General features: G+C 38.4%; 10 protein-coding genes. 9 read left to right on the plus strand and 1 reads right to left on the minus strand.

The window, feature by feature from the left end:
- Positions 1-674 precede the first annotated feature (674 nt).
- The 3 genes from DU508_RS00760 (at position 675) to DU508_RS00770 (ending at position 5,772) form a co-directional block, all read left to right on the plus strand.
- Positions 675-1,760 carry a Gfo/Idh/MocA family protein gene (locus DU508_RS00760; protein WP_115400937.1) on the plus strand — a complete coding sequence of 362 codons (1,086 nt, stop codon included), beginning with the start codon at positions 675-677 and terminating at the stop codon, positions 1,758-1,760.
- 184 nt (positions 1,761-1,944) lie between these two features.
- Positions 1,945-3,534, plus strand: coding sequence for a sodium:solute symporter family transporter (locus DU508_RS00765; RefSeq protein WP_115400938.1), 1,590 nt, complete (start codon positions 1,945-1,947; stop codon positions 3,532-3,534).
- A gap of 72 nt (positions 3,535-3,606) precedes the next feature.
- The gene (locus DU508_RS00770; protein ID WP_115400939.1) at positions 3,607-5,772 is read left to right on the plus strand and encodes an alpha-L-rhamnosidase-related protein; all 2,166 of its coding nucleotides are present in this window, start codon (positions 3,607-3,609) and stop codon (positions 5,770-5,772) included.
- 96 nt (positions 5,773-5,868) lie between these two features.
- On the opposite strand, the gene DU508_RS00775 is transcribed toward DU508_RS00770, so the two are convergent.
- Complete coding sequence (locus DU508_RS00775) at positions 5,869-6,642, minus strand: IclR family transcriptional regulator (RefSeq protein WP_115400940.1); 774 nt, start codon at positions 6,640-6,642, stop codon at positions 5,869-5,871.
- A 263-nt stretch (positions 6,643-6,905) separates the two neighbouring features.
- Between DU508_RS00775 and DU508_RS00780 the strand changes: the two genes are divergently transcribed.
- The 6 genes from DU508_RS00780 (at position 6,906) to DU508_RS00805 (ending at position 19,182) form a co-directional block, all read left to right on the plus strand.
- A complete protein-coding gene (locus tag DU508_RS00780; RefSeq protein ID WP_115400941.1) occupies positions 6,906-9,665 on the plus strand; it encodes a family 78 glycoside hydrolase catalytic domain in 2,760 nt (919 codons plus the stop codon).
- Between the two features lies 1 nt (position 9,666).
- Complete coding sequence (locus DU508_RS00785; protein WP_233509366.1) at positions 9,667-10,770, plus strand: glycoside hydrolase family protein; 1,104 nt, start codon at positions 9,667-9,669, stop codon at positions 10,768-10,770.
- Between the two features lie 7 nt (positions 10,771-10,777).
- On the plus strand, positions 10,778-13,282 hold the full coding sequence (gene galB / locus DU508_RS00790) for a beta-galactosidase GalB (protein WP_233509367.1): 2,505 nt from the start codon (positions 10,778-10,780) through the stop codon (positions 13,280-13,282).
- A complete protein-coding gene (locus tag DU508_RS00795) occupies positions 13,279-16,734 on the plus strand; it encodes a glycoside hydrolase family 2 TIM barrel-domain containing protein (RefSeq protein WP_233509368.1) in 3,456 nt (1,151 codons plus the stop codon). Before galB ends, DU508_RS00795 begins: the two co-directional genes overlap by 4 nt.
- A gap of 130 nt (positions 16,735-16,864) precedes the next feature.
- Positions 16,865-18,025: an ABC transporter substrate-binding protein gene (locus DU508_RS00800; RefSeq protein WP_115400944.1), complete on the plus strand. Its 1,161-nt coding sequence runs from the start codon at positions 16,865-16,867 to the stop codon at positions 18,023-18,025.
- The gene (locus DU508_RS00805) at positions 18,022-19,182 is read left to right on the plus strand and encodes a CaiB/BaiF CoA transferase family protein (RefSeq protein ID WP_115400945.1); all 1,161 of its coding nucleotides are present in this window, start codon (positions 18,022-18,024) and stop codon (positions 19,180-19,182) included. The genes DU508_RS00800 and DU508_RS00805 overlap by 4 nt, the downstream gene beginning before the upstream one ends.
- Positions 19,183-19,347: the final 165 nt, after the last annotated feature.

Genomic DNA, 19,347 nt, shown 5'->3' on the forward strand with positions numbered 1-19,347 from the left:
GTACAACAAAACCCCGAATAGATGTGGGTTCTGTACTTTTCGGTTAGAGATTCTTCCTGCGTCAGAAAGACAACAATTGATGGAAAAATAATAACGCTTAGAAAAATAATATCATATTAAAATTAGAGGGTTTGTCATTCTGAACAAAGTGAAGAATCTCCAAGCGATGGAAAACCGGCTTAAATTAAAGTACAACAAAAACCCCGGATAGATGCGGGTTCTGTACTTTTCGGTTAGAGATTCTTCCGGCGTCAGAAGGACAACAATTGATGGAAAAATAATAACACTTAGAAAAATAATATCATGTTAAAATTAGAGGGTTTGTCATTCTGAACAAAGTGAAGAATCTCCAAGCGATGGAAAACCGGCTTAAATTAAAGTACAACAAAAACCCCGGATAGATGCGGGTTCCGTACTTTTCGGTTAGATTCTTCCTGCGCCAGAATGACAACAACTGATGGAAAAATAATAATGCTTATAAAAATAGATCATGTTAAGATTAGAGGGTTTGTCATTCTGAACAAAGTGAAGAATCTCCAAGCGATGGAAAACCGGCTTAAATTAAAGTACAACAAAAACCCTGGATAGATGCGGGTTCTGTACTTTTCGGTTAGAGATTCTTCCTGCGCCAGAATGACAAAACGAAAAATAATAACGCTTAGAAAAATAATACCATGTTAAGATTAGGGATTTTAGGTTTAGGAGAGGGCAGAAGTACGATTTCTGCATCATTGGCGAGCAAAAAATTTAAGCTCATTCAAATTTGCGATGCCAATAAAAAGCTTTGTAAAGAACGCGCTTTGGAATTCGATTTTCAAAACTGGACAACCAGTTACGAGGATATGTTAACCAGTGACAAAATCGATATGATTGCAATTTACACGCCAGATCATTTGCATTTTGAACACATTAAACAAGCTTTGCTACATGGAAAACATGTGGTTTGTACAAAACCTTTCATTGACGATTTATCACAGGCAAACGAACTTCTGGAGCTGGCTAAAAAATCTAGGAAAAAGATTTTCGTAGGGCAAAGCTCTCGTTTTTTTGAACCGGCCATGCGCCAAAAGAAAGATTTTGATAAGGGCTTGATTGGCAATTTAATCACGATTGAAAGCCATTATCACGCCGATCATCGTTGGTTTTTAGAGAAAGGCTGGGCACTAAAACAATCGTTCAAATGGCTTTATGGTGGCTTAAGTCATCCGGTCGATTTTGTGCGGTGGTATATGCCAGATATTGAAGAGGTAATGGGTTATGGTATGTTGAGCAGCAATGGACTGAAAGCGGGTTTGAAAAATCAGGATACGATGCACTTCATTTTTAAGGCAAAAGATGGAAGAATAGCAAGAGTGAGCGGCGCTTACACGGGTCCAACGCAACCTGCAAGTCGCGACAGTGGAATGAGTTGTATTTTACGTGGAACCGAAGGCGCCAGTCAGGCCGATTACCATGAATTACGTTATTCTGTTACCACAAAAACTGGCGAAGAAAAGATAATTACCTGGGGCGACTCTACCTTAAAACATTACTTTCGTTTCGAAGGACAAAGCCATCATGCAGGAGAATACCAAAATTACCTGGACTATTTTGCAGATAGCATCAACAATAAATTTACAGCCTATCCTGATTTGAAAGAAGGAATTGGGACAGTTGCACTTTTACAGGCAATGGATCAATCTTTGGAAACAGGTTTACCAGTAAAAGTTGATGAGATATTGAAAGCAAACAATATTACCCGGGAATCGATAGGATTGTGATTGTTTACCACGGAAACATACAGCGATTGTCATTGCGGGGCACGAAGCAATCCTACAATTTTAGGTTGGGTAGCAAACACATAAAATTCCTTCGTGCCTCGCAACTACGGGGCGCATAAAAAATTATCTCCGTGAATGCTATGAGTCCGAGGCAAAACAAAAACCAAACTAACCAAATGAACCAATGAACCACATTGTAGAACGTTTAACCAGCTTAGATTACCTCATCGTAATCGCCTACCTCATTATTTTGATCATAATCGGGTATCGGGCCAGTTTTTCGAAGAAGAAAAATGAAGATGAAACCTTATTCCTGGCTAATAAATCATTAAACTGGTCGAGTATCGGCTTTAACATGTGGGGCACAAATGTTGGTCCATCCATGTTACTGGCTTTTGCAAGTATTGGCTATAGCACAGGCATTGTAGCGGTCAATTTCGATTGGTATGCTTTTATATTTTTATTCTTATTGGCAATTGTTTTTGCTCCGAAATACCTTGCAGCAAAAGTGAGTACCATGCCTGAGTTTATGGGAAATCGATATGGCGATTCTACTCAAAACATATTGGCCTGGTATGCGTTGATTAAGATCTTAATTTCGTGGTTGTCGCTCGGGTTATTCGCAGGAGGATTTTTAGTCCGCCAGATTTTGGGCATCCCGATGTGGCAATCGGTTACGGTTTTAGTGGCTTTCGCAGGATTATTTACCTTTTTCGGCGGATTAAAAGCCATTGCAAAAGTGAACGTTTTCCAGATGATTTTATTGATAGCTGTTTCACTTTCACTAATGCTTTTGGGGCTAAACAAAGTTGGAGGAATTTCTGCTTTGTATGCAAAAACACCACCTCATTTCTGGAATTTAATCCAACCTGCCAGCGATCCGAAATATCCATGGTATGCTATTTTATTAGGTTATCCGGTTGCTGCGGTGGCTTTTTTCTGTACTGATCAATCAATGGTTCAATCCGTTTTAGGAGCAAAAAACCTAAAGCAAGGGCAATTGGGCGTAAGCTTTATTGGCTGGTTAAAAATTCTTTCACTACCACTATTTATCGGAACAGGAATACTTTGCTATGTATTATTTCCAAATTTAAAAGATCCGAACGAGGCTTACATGACAATGGTTACCAATTTGTTTCCTCCTGGCATGAACGGTTTGGTCATCGTGGTATTGATTGCGGTTTTGGTTGGCACAATAGGTTCATCTTTAAATTCATTAAGTACGGTTTTTACGATGGATATTTACGTTAAGAAAATTAATCCTCAGGCAAGCAATAAACAGATGATCAGTGTAGGCAGATGGACAGTTGTTATTGGCTGTATTTTCGCTGTAATTGTGGTTCTGGCGATTGACAATATCAAAGGATTAAATTTATTCGATGTATTTCAATCGGTTTTGGGCTTCATTGCACCACCACTCTCCGTCGTTTTTTTGCTAACCGTTTTTTGGAAAAGAACAACCAGAAAAGCCGTAAATTTTACCCTTTCTATCGGCTCAATTTTGAGTCTGGGCGTTGGTGTAACTTACCTTTGGATTTTACCATCAGATAAATATGCCTTCTGGCCCCACTACCTCATGCTTTCTTTTTTGATTTTTACAGGATTGCTGTTCATCGCGGTTTTGATTTCTTTATTGGATAGAATGCCAAGCATTTACGCCATTAACGAAGAACACGAAGCGAATATCGAAAAGCCAGCTCGTGCGGTATGGATTTCGTGGATTGCACTTGCCATTGTGATGGTAGCACTTTATATTTTCTTTAACGGTCATTAAAAAAGTCTGAAGTCGGGAGTCCGAAGTCGGATGATAAATAGAATACATGGCGTTATGCATAATTTCAATAATATGAAAAACTTAAAAAAAATAATTCTGGCAACAATTTTCACATGCTTGATAGCACCTGTATTTGCTCAAAAAGCATCATGGATTTGGTATCCTGGCGATTTTGATATTTACATGAGCAACGTTATGCAGAATCGCAGAACAGAAAGAGGTTCGTTTTTTCCTGTTTTTTGGAAAATGGATAGTCATTATGTTTTGGTCGATTTTCACAAAGAATTCAACCTCGCCCAGGCCGAAGAAGTTAAGCTTTTTGTAGAAGGAACTTACAATGTGAAAATTGATGGTCAGGCGATTTCAGGATTTCCAACAAGCATTCAAATTCCTGCAGGAAAGCATAAATTGAGCTTAAAGGTTTACAATCAGGCTCATGTTCCGGCTATTTTTGTTCAGGGCAAAACGGTGGTTTCTGATGAAAGCTGGTTAACTACCTTTGAAGATAAAGAATGGATTGATGCAAGTGGAAAAACCTCTGATAAATCAGGTACAACATTTGTTTCTGCAGGTTCGTGGAATTTAACCGATCCAATGATCCTGCCATCTCAATTCAAGTTGCCTGTAGTAGCTCATTCAGCCATTAAAACTGAAAAGGTAAATAATGGTTTTGTTGTCGATTTCGGCAAAGAAACATTCGGTTTTATCAAGGTTCATGGTTTAAAAGGAAAAGGCAGATTGAGCATTTACTATGGAGAATCAAAAGAAGAGGCTTTATCGATCAATAAATGCGAAACTTTGGATAACCTGGATATTGATCTAGTGCAGAAAAAAGACTCCGTTATGCCGCTTTCCAAGGCTTTCAGGTATGTGAATTATCAATCTGAAAGTGGGGTTTCAGTAGATTCAATTTCAATGCTTTATGAATACGCACCAGTAACCGAAAGAGGAAGTTTTAAATCTTCAGATGCAGAATTGAACAAAATCTATGAGGTAGCTAAATATACTTTCCATCTAAACACGCGTGAGTTTTTCATCGATGGTATAAAACGCGATCGCTGGGTTTGGAGTGGCGATGCTTATCAAAGTTATTTGATGAACTATTATTCTTTTTTTGATGCTCCAACAGTTAAAAGAACTTTGCTTGCCCAACGTGGGAAAGACCCTGTAACAGCACATATTAATACCATTATGGATTATTCTTTCTATTGGTTTTTAGGGATTTATGATTACTATAAATTTACTGGCGACCAAAAATTTGTACAGGATATTTATCCACGGATGCAATCGTTAATGACTTACATCGATGGCAGAAAGAATAAAAATGGTTTACTGGAATGGATGCCAGGCGACTGGATTTTCATTGACTGGGCCGATAAATTGAGTAAAGATGGAGAAGTAAGCTTTGAGCAATTGCTTTATGCCAGAAGTTTGGAAACCATGGTGTTGTGCGCCAAACTGGCAAATGATGTTGAAAGTGCTGCGAAATACGATAAACAGGCAAAGGAAATAAAAAGCAAAATTTTCGAACGCTATTGGAATCAGGATAAAAGTGCTTTGGTGCATAGCAGAATCAATGATCAGCCAACGGATAATGTAACCCGATATGCAAATATGTTTGGAATTTTCTTTGATTACTTTACCCCAGAGCAAAAATTAGCCGTTAAAAAGAATGTGCTTTTGAATGATAACATTGCCAAAATCACAACACCTTACATGCGTTTTTATGAACTGGAGGCTTTATGCGCCATGGGCGAACAGCCTTACGTATTAAAAGAAATGAAAAACTACTGGGGTGGAATGTTAAAACTTGGTGCAACTTCTTTTTGGGAAGAATATAATCCTGATAAAAAGGGAACTGAACATTTAGAAATGTATGGTCGCCCATTTGGAAAAAGCCTTTGCCACGCCTGGGGTGCTAGTCCGATTTATTTGTTAGGGAAATATTATTTAGGCGTTCAACCTGAAACTCCAGGTTATGAAACGTATACCATTGAACCAAACTTAGGCGGTTTGGAATGGATGGAGGGTAAAGTGCCAACAGCCAACGGCGATATTTCGGTGTATTGTAGCCAGAAAGAAATTAAGGTTTCTTCGGCAACAGGCACAGGAAAGTTAAGGATAAAAAGCAAATCAAAACCTGTGGTTAAAGGTGCTGAAGTTAAAGAAGTATCAAAAGAATTGTATGAGATAAAAATTGAAAAAGGAAAAGAATATAAGGTAAAGTATTCAGGATAGCCATTTCGAGCGTGTTGGTTGTACATAAAGGCAAGTTCTGAATTTTTACTTTGCCGTCATTGCCTTTGCTTAACAAAAGGCAATGACGAGATAAATTTACACCCCAATCCTTTGTTCAATCTTTTTAACACATTTATAAGCTTCGGCTAAAATTACCTCGTTTTCAATGGCGTGATCAGCATTCAATGCATTCAACATTGAAATAGTTAAACAAGCAATAATGCCGTTGTTTCCACCAATTCCAATGGGTACAGAAATATCAGTTACTCCCGAAACGGAATCACTGTTTTTAAAATAAGAACCTGTTTGCTGAATATCGGTTAAAGAATTTAGAAAATCTTCCTGTTGTGTCTTATGATATTTCTTAAAAATAACGTTGTTCTTTAAAGTAGTTGTACGTTCAGCCTCGGGCATATAAGCCAGTAAAACCTTACCCGATGCCGTTAAAGGCAATGGAAATAAATTTCCTTCCTCTATTGAAAGCGCAATTGGCCCTGGACTTTTAGCATGAATAATAACCATTACCTGGTTCATGTACAAAATACTTAAATGGCACGATTGGCGAATGGTATTGGCCAGCTCTTCCAATGGAAATTGTGCCGCTTTGCGTAACTCATCAATAGGCGAGTGCCTGTGCGATAGGTAAAAAAGCTTTAGCGAAAGCCTGTATTTTCCCGAAACTTCATCACGCAGAATATAGCCACGACTTTCCAAACTCATCAACATACGGTAAATTTCGTTTGGCGTTTTCTCGATTCCGATGGCTATTTCAGTTTGAGACAATGGAATGGATTGTGCTGATAAATATTCCAATATATCAAGTCCCTTATCTAATGCGGGGGCTTGGTATTTCGATTCTTTCTCGTTCATACAGGATTAAATTTGGCTGTAGCGTTATTTTTACAATTTCAAACATACAAAATGCTTTCTTAATTATTGATGAGAAGATTTTGTATAATTTAAATACGAATATATGTTTTCATATTTAAAAAAAACATTTATATTTGAATTGATGCTTTTTTTCTGATTTTAAGTTGGCTTTTATTAGCTTAAGGTATCAATAACCATTTATAAACCAAAATTTAACTATTGCTTTTGCGTAAAATAATTAACGCAGTGCTAACCATAAGATAATGAGTAAAATCCTGATTTTTTCTTGGCTTTATCTTTTAAGCATTCCGCTTTTTGCGCAGGAGATTAAAATTGCTCACTTAAGCTGCGAATATCGGAATAATCCTATTGGTATTGATTTGGTTTCCCCGGGTTTGAGCTGGAAATTACAGTCATCAAAGCACAGCGTAATGCAAACAGCTTATCAGATTTTGGTATCGAGCAGCGCTGCAGGTTTGAAAAAAAACGTAGGCGATATTTGGGATACTAAAAAAGTTAATTCGGGTCAATCGATTCAGATAAAATATAAAGGCGCTAAACTTTTATCAACAAAAACTTATTACTGGAAAGTTCGCGTTTGGGATAATTCGGGAAATGAATCTGCCTGGAGCAATTTAGCTTTTTGGCAAATGGGATTGCTAAATGCTGATGATTGGAAAGGTGCGAAATGGATTGCTTATGAAAAGCTTGCTGATTCAAATGTAATTAGCCTGCCCACTGATGGTAAAAAAGATAAATTCAGTGGTAATAATATCTTGCCAATGTTTCGTAAAGCTTTTACAGCAGCAAAACCGATCAGGAAAGCAACTGCATTTATTTCTGGTTTAGGTCATTTTGAAATGACTTTAAACGGCCAAAAAGTAGGCGATGATTTCTTAGCGCCAGGCTGGACAAAATATGACCAGGAGGCTTTGTATGTCACTTACGATTTAACCAAACAAGTTAAAAAAGGCGAAAATGCAATAGGGGTAATGTTGGGTAACGGTTTTTATTACGTTCCGCCAGTGAAGGAAAGATATAGAAAATTAAAAGCTGCTTTCGGTTATCCGAAAATGATTTGCAGATTATTGATTGAATATACTGATGGAACTTCTTCAAATATCATCAGTAATCAAACCTGGAAAACGGCGCCATCGCCAGTTACTTTTTCGAGTATTTATGGTGGAGAGGATTATAATGCTAACCTCGAACAAAAAGGCTGGGATTCGGCTGGTTTTAATGACATGAAATGGAAATCGGTGTTTCTGGTTGATGGACCGAAGTTAAACGCACAGAAAGAAGAGCCTGTAAAAATTTTTGAAAACTTTTCCCCACAAAATAGCTACGCCGTTGCAAACAATGAATGGGTTTATGATATGGGGCAAAATTCATCAGCCATTATCGAATTAAAAATTCGGGGCAAGAAAGGCGATACGGTTCGCATCACACCGGCTGAATTAGCAAAAGCTGATGGTTCAGTGACCCAAAAAAATATCGGAAGCCCATCTTATTTTACTTACATTTTAAAAGGCAACGGTTCGGAAACCTGGAGGCCAAAATTCTTTTATACAGGATTTCGATATCTGCAGGTTAAAGGTGCTGTTCCTGCAGGAAAAGAAACTGCAACAAACCAAGCTGTTATTGAAGATTTAAAGGCATTACATATCAGAAATGCAGCTGAACAAGTGGGTAAATTCTCTTCGTCCAACGAGTTATTCAATAAAACTTTTAGCCTGATTGATTGGTCGATTAAGAGTAATATGGTCAGCGTTTTTACTGATTGCCCGCACCGTGAAAAACTGGGTTGGTTAGAACAATTACATTTAATGGGTAACTCAGTAGTTTATAATTATAATGCTGCACCTTTATTTAAAAAGGCTTTGCAGGATATGAAAAATTCCCAATTGGCTAACGGATTGATTCCTGAGATCGCACCTGAATATGTAAAATTTGAATGGGGTGGCGATATGTTTCGCGATTCTCCGGAATGGGGAAGTAGTGGAATTTTACTGCCCTGGTATCTATATCAATGGTATGGCGATAAACAAGCTATGGTTGATTATTACCCAATGATGCAACGCTATATCAGCTATTTGGGTACAAAAGCAAATGGTCATATTTTAACTCAAGGCTTAGGCGATTGGTATGATCTGGGACCAAAACCTCCTGGTGTTTCTCAATTAACCCCAATGGGTGTTACCGGAACGGCGATTTATCATTACGATTTAAAAGTGTTAGAGAAAATAGCAACACTTTTAGGCAAAAAGGCCGATGCTATGGCTTATGCAGAATTGGCTGCTGAGGTTAAGAGCGCTTTTAACAACAATTTTTTTGATGCCAAAACCAAGCAATATGCCACTGGTTCGCAGGCTGCAAATGCAATGGCAGTTTACATGGGTTTAGTTGAAGATAAATATAAAAATGAAGTAATCGATAATCTGGTTAAAGACATTAGAGATCGAAAAAATAGCTTAACAGCTGGTGACATTGGCTATCGTTATGTTTTACGTGTTTTGGAAGATGCAGGGAAATCAGACGTGATTTTCGATATGAACAGCCGCTCGGATGTTCCTGGCTATGGCATGCAGCTGGCCAAAGGTGCAACCGCATTAACCGAAAGTTGGGCGGCATTACCAACAGTTTCCAATAATCATTTTATGCTCGGCCATTTAATGGAATGGTTGTACAGTGGTGTGGGTGGTATCCGTCGGGCAGAAAATTCCATTGCTTTTAACCATATCAAAATTCAGCCTGAGGTAGTTGGCGATTTAACATCGGCCAATGTGAGTTACCATTCTCCTTATGGAGAAATATCTGTAAAATGGGAAAAAACAGATAAAACTTTTACGTTGGAGGTTAATATTCCTGTAAATACAAAAGCCGACGTTTATTTTCCAGGTGAATCAAAACAGGCCATTACTGATAAACTGAACCCAGGAATGAATACTTTAAGTTTTGAAAATGGGAAAGCAAAAGTTACTATAGGTTCAGGACATTATAAATTTTTATGCACTAATGAGTAGAATGAAGATTATCCTATTTCTGATTTTTATCGTGTCCGGAGTGCAGGCGCAAACTGCTAACCCGGTTTCTGCAAAAACGATGGAAGAGATTTATCAGGAAGTGAAAACACCATATAAGTATGGCTTGGTGATGGTTCCAGAAGATAATCAGCATAAAATGGATTGTCCGACCGTTTTTCGTAAAGGGAAATTTTGGTATATGACTTACCTGATATTTAGCGGACGTGGTTATGAAACCTGGCTGGCCAAAAGTAAAGATTTATTGCATTGGGAAAACCTAGGTAAAATTATGTCGTTTGGTGATGCCGGCCATTGGGATGACAACCAAAAAGCAGGCTACAATGCTTTGCAAAACACAGCATGGGGTGGAAATTATGCCTTAAATAAATTCGATGGCAAATACTGGATGTCATATTTTGGAGGCAAAGAAAAAGGTTATGAAGTGGAACCATTATCAATAGGAATGGCTTATACTCAAAAACATCCATCAATTGTGCAGGAATGGAGCCGGTTAGATCAACCTGTTTTAACTTCTGCAGATGCTGATGTGCGCTGGTGGGAAAATAGAAATAAGCTTTTTAAAAGCACAGTAATTGAGGATAAACAAAAATTAACAGGACATCCGTTTGTAATGTATTATAATGCTGTTGGAGATTCTTTAGCCAACAATAAAAAAACACGCTGGTACGAGCGAATTGGCATGGCTGTTTCTGATGATATGGTACATTGGCAGCGTTTCAATGAAAATCCTGTGGTTCATCATCCTGTTGGTATTACGGGAGATGCAGTTATTCAAAAAATAAACGGAACCTGGGTAATGTTCTACTTCGGTGCATTTTGGCAAGATAGAAAAGGTGCTTTCAATCGGTTTGCTGCCTCAAATGATTTAGTAAACTGGACAGATTGGACAGGCAATAACCTGGTTGAGTCATCAGAAAAATATGATGAATTGTATGCTCATAAATCTTTCGTATTGAAATACAAAGGAGTGGTTTACCACTTTTATTGTGCAGTAAATAAACAAGATCAACGCGGAATTGCCGTAGCTACTTCGAAAGATTTAGGTAAAAGCCAATTGAATTTTGTAAGCGAAACCGATAAATAATATGAAGATGCTTCAACTGAAATATAGAATTTTTGGGTTAACGCTTTTGGTGTTTCTTGCATCACGTTATAGCGAGGCGAAATCTACGAATACCGTTCTGCCGGGAACCGAAGCAATCTTCGCAAAATCAGATTACTTCAGTTCGCTCAATCCAAGCCTCGCAATGACGACTGTTTCCGGGGCACGGACTAGAACCAGCTTTAATAAAAACTGGAAATTCTTTTTAGGCGATGAACCAGGGGCTAAATCTCCCGTATACAGTGATTTGAAATGGAGGAGGTTAACCTTGCCGCATGATTGGAGCATCGAGGGGGAATTCGACGAGAAAAATCCTGCAAAACCTGAGGGTGGTGGTTTGCCAACTGGTATTGGCTGGTACAGGAAAGAATTCACAGCACCTGCTGATTTTCAAAATAGATTAATAACCATCGAATTTGATGGCGTTTATAAAAACAGTGAAGTTTGGATTAATGGTCATTATTTAGGCAAACGACCTTATGGTTATAGCTCATTCTCGTACGAGATCAGTAAATTTCTAAAACCTGGAAAAAATATTATCGCCGTTAAGGTTGATAATTCGGCACAACCCGATTCACGCTGGTATTCAGGTTCGGGAATCTATAGAAATGTCTGGTTAACATCAACATCAAAGGTTGCCGTTGCAAAATGGGGCGTTTTTGTCACAGCTGATGCTTCGGGTAAAGTTGATATTCAGACACAAATTCAGAATAAAACTTTAAAATCACAATCTGTAATTGTGGTAAGTTTGATTTATGATACTTCAGGGAAATTAATCATCAAGAATAAACCTCAGCTGGTTAATGTTGATATTTCGGGTGCAATCATAAAAGGAAATCTGGAAGTCAAAAATCCAATTCTTTGGTCTGTCGAAAATCCTTATCAATATAAATTGCTTATTCAAATCCTTCAAAATGGAAAGGTAATCGATACTTATGAAACCAAATTTGGTATTCGATCTTTCAATTTTGATGCAGAAAAAGGCTTTTCGTTAAATGAAAAACCAATGAAAATTTTAGGTGTTTGCCTGCACCATGATTTAGGTGCTTTGGGTGCTGCCGTAAATGTTAGGGCCATGGAACGCCAGCTCGAAATCATGAAAGCGATGGGCGTGAATGCGATTCGTACAGCTCACAATCCCCCGGCACCAGAGTTTTTGGATTTATGTGATAAAATGGGTTTTCTGGTAATGGATGAAGCATTTGACATGTGGGCAAAAAAGAAAACTAAAAATGATTACCACTTGAATTTTCCTGAATGGCACCAAAGAGATTTGGAAGATATGATAAAACGCGACCGCAATCATCCGTCAATTATCCTTTGGAGCATTGGTAACGAAATTCGGGAACAGTTTGATAGTACAGGCATTGCGATTACGAAAAAATTGGTGGGCATTGTTAAAAATCTGGATAAAACCCGTCCTGTACTTTCTGCTTTAACTGAAACAGATGCGAAGAAAAACTTTATTTATCAGGCCAATGCACTTGATATTTACGGACTAAACTACAATCATAAACTTTATAAAGATTTCCCTAAAAACTATCCCGGAGTTAAATTTTTGGCCACAGAAACAACTTCAGCTTTAGAAACAAGAGGTTTTTACGATACTGCAGATACCATTCGCCGCTGGCCGAAAGATGGAAAAACGAAATTTACAGAGGGCAATGCAGCATGGTCGGCATCTTCTTATGATAACGTTTCGGCATACTGGGGTTCAACGCATGAAGAAACCTGGAAAGAAGCCAAAAAATATGAGCATGTTTCAGGTTTATTCGTTTGGACAGGCTTTGATTATCTCGGCGAGCCTTTACCTTATCCCTGGCCAGCCAGAAGCTCATATTTTGGAATTGTGGATTTAGCAGGTTTCCCAAAAGATTCTTATTACCTGTATCAAAGTGAATGGACAAACAAACCTGTACTACACATTTTGCCACATTGGAATTGGGAGCCAGGGAAATCAGTAGAAGTTTGGGCCTACTACAACAGTGCCGATGAAGTGGAATTGTACTTAAATGGAAAATCGTTAGGGAAGAAATCAAAGCAAGGTAATGATTTACATGTACTTTGGAATGTGGATTTTGTGCCTGGAACCTTAAAAGCAGTATCCCGTAAAAATGGTAAGGATGTGTTAATTCGTGAGGTAAAAACTGCCGGAGCAGCCGCTAAAATCGAGCTGATGGCCGATAGAAAAAACATCAAGGCAGATGGAAAGGATTTATCTTTCGTTACCATTCGCATTTTAGATGCAGCGGGCAACTTAGTTCCGGATGCCGATCATCTGGTTGAATTTAAAGTGGAAGGATCTGGTTTTATTGCTGGGGTGGATAATGGATTTCAGGCCAGTCTTGAACCTTTTAAAGCAAACCATCGTAAAGCTTTCCATGGCTTATGTCTGGCCATTCTTCAATCAACAGAAAAAAGTGGAAGCATTAAATTAACTGCAACATCTAATGGTTTGTCTTCTTCATCAATCACAATTAATACAGGTAAATGATGAAGAGACCTAATTATATAGAGATTGCTTTCCCGAACGGTCGGGATAGACTGTGCATCGCAATGAAGTTCCCATTGTCGTCATTGCGAAGAGGTACGACAAAGCAATCTTTTTGCAAAAGTTTTTCAGCTTCGAAAAACTTAGATGTTCTTAAACGTCTTAGATGGTTAAAATTCATATGCTTAACCTTGCTGGCAACTTCGGCATCCGCCCAACTCGTTGATAAAACGCCAACCGCCGTTCAAAAGGTGCCTCAAATTTATAGCAAAGAACCTTGGGAAGATCAGCTTGTTAGCGGCATAAACCGCGATGCTGCTCGTGCAACCGCTTATTCTTTTACCAATGTAGACGAAGCAAAAAAAGGCAACAGAGATCAATCTACCAGAATGATTAGCTTAAATGGCGATTGGGACTTTTCTTTTGCCATTAAACCTGCAGATGCACCAAAAGATTTTTATCAATCTCGCGTGAGCGGCTGGAAAAAAATAGAAGTTCCATCCAACTGGGAAATGAAAGGTTATGATAAACCCATTTATAAAAGTGCGGTTTACCCTTTTCGTCCTGTTAATCCGCCAAATCCACCAATGGATTATAATGGAGTAGGCAGCTATCAACGCACTTTTTCCATTCCTCAAAACTGGAAAGATATGAATATTACGCTACATTTTGGCGGGGTAAGTTCAGGCTATAAAGTTTGGCTGAACGGTAAATTTTTAGGTTATGCCGAAGACAGTTTTCTCTCTTCTGAATTTAACATTACACCATATTTACTGGCTGGAGAGAATATTTTATCGGTTCAGGTTATGCGGTGGACAGATGGAAGTTTCCTTGAAGATCAGGACCATTGGCGTTTAAGTGGCATTCATCGCGAAGTAATGCTTTTAGCAGAACCGAAACTGAGAATCGCCGATTTTTTCGTTCAAACCAAATTAGATAAAGATTATAAAGACGCAACGTTAAGTATCCGTCCGAGAATCGAAAACCTAACGGGTAAAGAGGTTAAAGGCTACAAAGTGAAAGCATCGCTTTTCGATAAAAATGGCGCAGCTGTTTTAGATAAACCTTTGGAAAGAAGTGCTGAAAGCATTATTAATGAAATCTGGCCTCGTTTAGATAATGTAAAATTCGGCTTGCTTGAAACTAAAATTAAAAATCCTGCAAAATGGAGTGATGAAGTGCCAAATTTATACACACTTACCATTTCTTTAGAAGATAGTTTGGGTAAAGTTTTGGAGGTTAAAAGCTGTAAAGTTGGTTTTAGAAGTGTTGAATTTTCTAAAACGAATGGCAAACTTTTAATTAACGGAAAAGAAACTTATTTATATGGGATCAATCGCCCGGATCATCATCCTACCAAGGGAAAAGCATTAAGTCGTGCTGATATTTTGAATGATGTACAAACCATCAAACGGTTCAACTTCAATTGTATTCGTACCAGTCACTACCCAATGGACCCATATTTATACGATTTATGTGATGAATATGGCATTTTGGTAATTGATGAAGCGAACCTGGAAACGCATGGTTTAGGCGGTAAATTAAGTAATGATCCAACCTGGACAGCAGCCTATTTAGAACGCAGCAGCAGAATGGTTATGCGTGATAAAAACCATCCGAGTATCATCATATGGAGTTTAGGAAATGAATCGGGAAGTGGGCCAAACCATGCGGCAATGGCAGCCTGGATTCACGATTTTGATATAACAAGACCAGTGCATTATGAACCTGCAATGGGAAATCCTCGTTTGGATGGCTATATAGATCCAGGCAATCCAATCTATTTAAAGCCAAATGATCATTCGCATCGCCTGCAAAATCCGCTAGACCAACCTTACGTGGATATTGTGAGTAGAATGTATCCGGGTATTTACACCCCAAAAATGCTTGCAGAACAGCAGAATGGTGATAATCGGCCCATTTTCTTTGTGGAGTATGCACACTCAATGGGAAATTCAGTTGGTAACATGAAAGATTTTTGGGATGTTTTTCGCTCTACACCCCGTGTAATTGGTGGTGCCATTTGGGAATTTAAAGACCAGGGAATTTTACAAACCGACAGCGCAGGTAATAAATTTTACGCTTATGGCGGAGATTTCGGCGAAAAGTATTTCGATAATTTCACGATTAAAGGTGTGGTAAACTCTGATGGAACACCCAAAGGTGCAATGTACGAATGCAAGCGGGTTTATCAGGGGGCAGAAACTGAATTAGCTGATCAGGCAGGAAAGACCATTAAAATTACCAATCGCCATGCGGTTAAAAACTTAAATGCTTACACCGTTACATTAATTGTTCGTAAAGATGGAGCCGTGGTTAGTCAGAAAATCTTACCAGCGATTAATCTGACAGCAGGGAGAGATACCTTATTAAATATTTCAAGGTATTTGCCAAAGATGGAATTAGGTTCAGAATACTTGGCCGATATCCATTTCGCTTTAAGTCAGGATGAACTTTGGGCGAAAAAAGGTTTTGAAGTGGCTTCCAATCAGTTTGCATTAACAGGCTTGGCCAAACCTAATACCATCGATAAAATCACTCCGCCAAAATATTTCAGCAATTCAGATTTAGATAGCTATTCGGGACAAAATTTTGAGATTGGAATCAGCAAAAAGAATGGTGCATTGGTTTCTTATAAATGGAAAGGCAAAGAGCAAATTTTTGCACCGTTGTTGCCCCATTTTACTCGTCCGCTAACGGATAATGACAAACGCGGCTGGAAATCGAACAAAAAACTTAAGCAATGGTATGCGAATGATTTAAAGTTTTTATCGGGCACAGCAGCAAAATTTGATGGTAAAAATGGTTCTGGATTATTGATTACAAGCGAGTACAGTTTGATTAACGACAGTGCAAAAGTTAAAGTGAGCTATCAAATCTCCGGAACAGGAACCATCAAAGTTGATTACGCTTTACAAGTAAAACCAGGTTTGCCCAATATTCCGAAAGTGGGGATGCAAATGGGAATTCTTCGGAATTACGATACTATTTCCTGGTATGGAAAAGGCCCGATGGAAAATTATATTGATAAAAATTACGGTTTTGATGTTGCAATTTATAGCGAGCAGATTAATGATTTTATGGAACATTACGCTGTTCCGCGAGAAAATGGAAACCGTACCGATGTGCGTTGGATGTACTTTTCAAACCCATCAAAAAAACAAGGTTTAATTTTCGTTGCCGATAGCTTGTTAAGCATGAGTGCCAGTCCTTATACGGATGAAAATGTTCAAACAGCAAAACATACCAATAAATTAAATGATGCAGGTTGTTTGACTGTAAATGTCGATTTAATCCAAATGGGTGTTGGTGGAAACGATAGTTGGAGCGATGTTGCTGAACCGTTACCGCAATATCAAATTCCATCTAAAGATTATAATTACAGCTTTTATCTGTTGCCTTTTGAGGGTAAAAAGGAGGAAGTAAACAATAAAGTAAAAAGAATAAAATTTTAAACATGACTGGTATAAACGACTCGTCATCGCGAAGCTGGGATTGAGCGAGCTGAAGCAATCTATTAGTTAATGAGATTGCTTCGTACCTCGCAATGACGGCAAAGTTTAGAAAATAAAAAAAGGAAATTAAGTGGAGAAGACAATTAATTTAAAAGGAATAACCTGGAATCACAGTCGTGGGCTGTTGCCGATGGTGGCAACAGCACAGCGATTTTCTGAATTACACCCAAATGTTCACATCACTTGGGAAAAAAGAAGTTTGCAGCAATTTGCCGATTTTTCGATTCAGGAATTGGCAGAGCAATTTGATTTATTGGTTATTGACCATCCCTGGGCTGGTTTTGCAGCAAAAACAAAATCAATTTTGCCTTTAGATTTTTACCTTTCTGATGAATATTTGAAAGACCAGAAAGAAAACTCCGTTGGTCAATCTTACGAAAGTTATTTTTATGATGAACATTTATGGGCTTTGCCAATTGATGCAGCAACACCTGTAGCCGCATCCAGACCAGACTTATTAATCGAAAAAGGACTGCAATTGCCCAAATCTTTCGAAGATTTATTAGCCCTTGCCAATAAAGGATTGGTTGCTTTTGCAGGAATTCCGATTGACGTTTTAATGAATTTTTATACGCTTTGCTGCTCTTTAGGCGAAGACCCTTGTCAAAATGATGAGAAAGTTGTTTCCACAGAAACTGGCGTTAAAGCTTTGAAAATGTATTGTGAATTGGCGTCCGGAATGGATAAGGCGAACTTCAACAGAAACCCGATTCAGGTTTACGAGGCGATGACTTTAACCGATGAGATTGCTTACTGTCCTTTCGCTTATGGTTATTCAAATTACTCGAGAAATGGTTACGCCCGCAAAATACTTCATTTCCACGACATGATTTCACTTAATGGTAAAACAAATTTGAGAAGTACTTTAGGGGGAACTGGTTTGGCCATTTCTGCTAAATGTGAGGAGCTTGATATGGCGGCAGAATACGTAAAATTTGTAGGTTCTCCAATTTGTCAATCCACATTGTTTTTTGAAAGCGGTGGACAACCAGGGCATTTAGCTGCATGGAAAAATGAAGAAGTAAACCGTCAAAGTCAGAATTATTTTTTGAATACTTTACCCGCTTTGCAAAGAGCTTTTCTTCGCCCGCGTTACCACGGTTCGATGTATTTTCAGGATCATGCAGGCGATGTTATTCGGGATTATTTAATGAACGGCGGCAATGAAACTCAGGTTTTATCGGCTATAAATGAATTATATCAGAAATCTAAAAGCTTAGTGTTATCATGAACAGACCATTAGAGGGACTTTTAGTTTTAGAGTTTTGCCAGTTTTTGGCAGGACCATCTGCTGGCTTAAAACTGGCAGATTTAGGCGCTCGTGTAATCAAAATCGAACGGCCAAATACAGGCGATGCTTGTCGCCAGTTATCCATTAAAAACCTTTTCGTTGATGAGGATAGCCTGCTCTTTCATACCATTAACCGTAATAAAGAAAGTTATACTGCCGATTTGAAAAATCCAGAGGATTTGAAAAGGTTGAAGAAATTAATCAGCAAAGCTGATGTAATGACACATAATTTCCGCCCGGGTGTAATGGAGAAGATCGGGTTAGATTATGCAAACGTTCAGAACATCAATCCTAAAATAGTGTACGGCGTAGTTACAGGTTATGGTAGTGAGGGGCCATGGAAAAATAAACCTGGCCAGGATTTACTGGTACAAGCGGTTTCAGGATTAACATTTTTATCAGGTGTAGATATTGATGGGCCAGTTCCATTCGGGCTTTCTGTTTCCGATATTATGTGCGGGAACCACCTGGTACAAGGAATTATGGCCGCTTTGATCAAAAGAGCAAAAACCAATAAAAGTGTATTGGTTGAAGTAAGTTTACTCGAATCGATTCTTGATGTACAATTCGAAGTATTGACTACATATCTTAATGACGGTGGAAAATTACCCGATAGAAGCGGAGCAAAAGGTAGCGCACATGCTTATTTGAGTGCACCTTATGGCATGTATGAAACCAAAGATGGTTATATCGCCATGGCAATGGGTAATCTGCCCAACATTTGTTCAATCATTAATTGTGACATTGCTGATTTATATGTAGAAGCGGGTTCTGCGTTCGAAAATCGGGATCAATTGATTGTTCGCCTGTCTGAAACATTTAAAAGAGAAAATACCAAAACCTGGGTTAACCTTTTAGAAGATCGTGGAATCTGGTGTGCTGAAGTGTTGAACTATCAAACCGCTACAACGCTGGATGCGTATAAGATTCTCGATATCGAACAGAATCTGGATTTAGGTGGTGGTAAACAAATAAAAACGACCGTAAGCCCGATTCGATTGGATAATGAAAAGTTATTTGCTGCAAGGCCAGCACCAAAACTGGGTTTAAATACACCAGATATTAATAAAGAGTTTGAATTAGAAATCCATACATAAACAGTTGTCATTCTGAACGTAGTGAAGAATCTCATGCCATGGAAAATTGCAACAGAATATACCACAGAACCAGATTAGGTGGGATGGATTATGGTAATGCTAATCCGTTGAAGATCTTCGTTGCACTCAGAATGACAAAAGGAAATAAAATAAATTGAGCCTGTC

This window comes from Pedobacter chinensis (assembly GCF_003339865.1).
GTDB classification, from domain to species: Bacteria; Bacteroidota; Bacteroidia; order Sphingobacteriales; family Sphingobacteriaceae; genus Pedobacter; species Pedobacter chinensis.

Coding starts and splice junctions, on each gene's coding strand:
- DU508_RS00760 (WP_115400937.1), top strand. CDS start 675: ATGTTAAGATTAGGGATTTTAGGTTTAGGAGAGGGCAGAAGTACGATT.
- DU508_RS00765 (WP_115400938.1), top strand. CDS start 1,945: ATGAACCACATTGTAGAACGTTTAACCAGCTTAGATTACCTCATCGTA.
- DU508_RS00770 (WP_115400939.1), top strand. CDS start 3,607: ATGAAAAACTTAAAAAAAATAATTCTGGCAACAATTTTCACATGCTTG.
- DU508_RS00775 (WP_115400940.1), bottom strand. CDS start 6,642: ATGAACGAGAAAGAATCGAAATACCAAGCCCCCGCATTAGATAAGGGA.
- DU508_RS00780 (WP_115400941.1), top strand. CDS start 6,906: ATGAGTAAAATCCTGATTTTTTCTTGGCTTTATCTTTTAAGCATTCCG.
- DU508_RS00785 (WP_233509366.1), top strand. CDS start 9,667: ATGAAGATTATCCTATTTCTGATTTTTATCGTGTCCGGAGTGCAGGCG.
- galB (WP_233509367.1), top strand. CDS start 10,778: ATGCTTCAACTGAAATATAGAATTTTTGGGTTAACGCTTTTGGTGTTT.
- DU508_RS00795 (WP_233509368.1), top strand. CDS start 13,279: ATGATGAAGAGACCTAATTATATAGAGATTGCTTTCCCGAACGGTCGG.
- DU508_RS00805 (WP_115400945.1), top strand. CDS start 18,022: ATGAACAGACCATTAGAGGGACTTTTAGTTTTAGAGTTTTGCCAGTTT.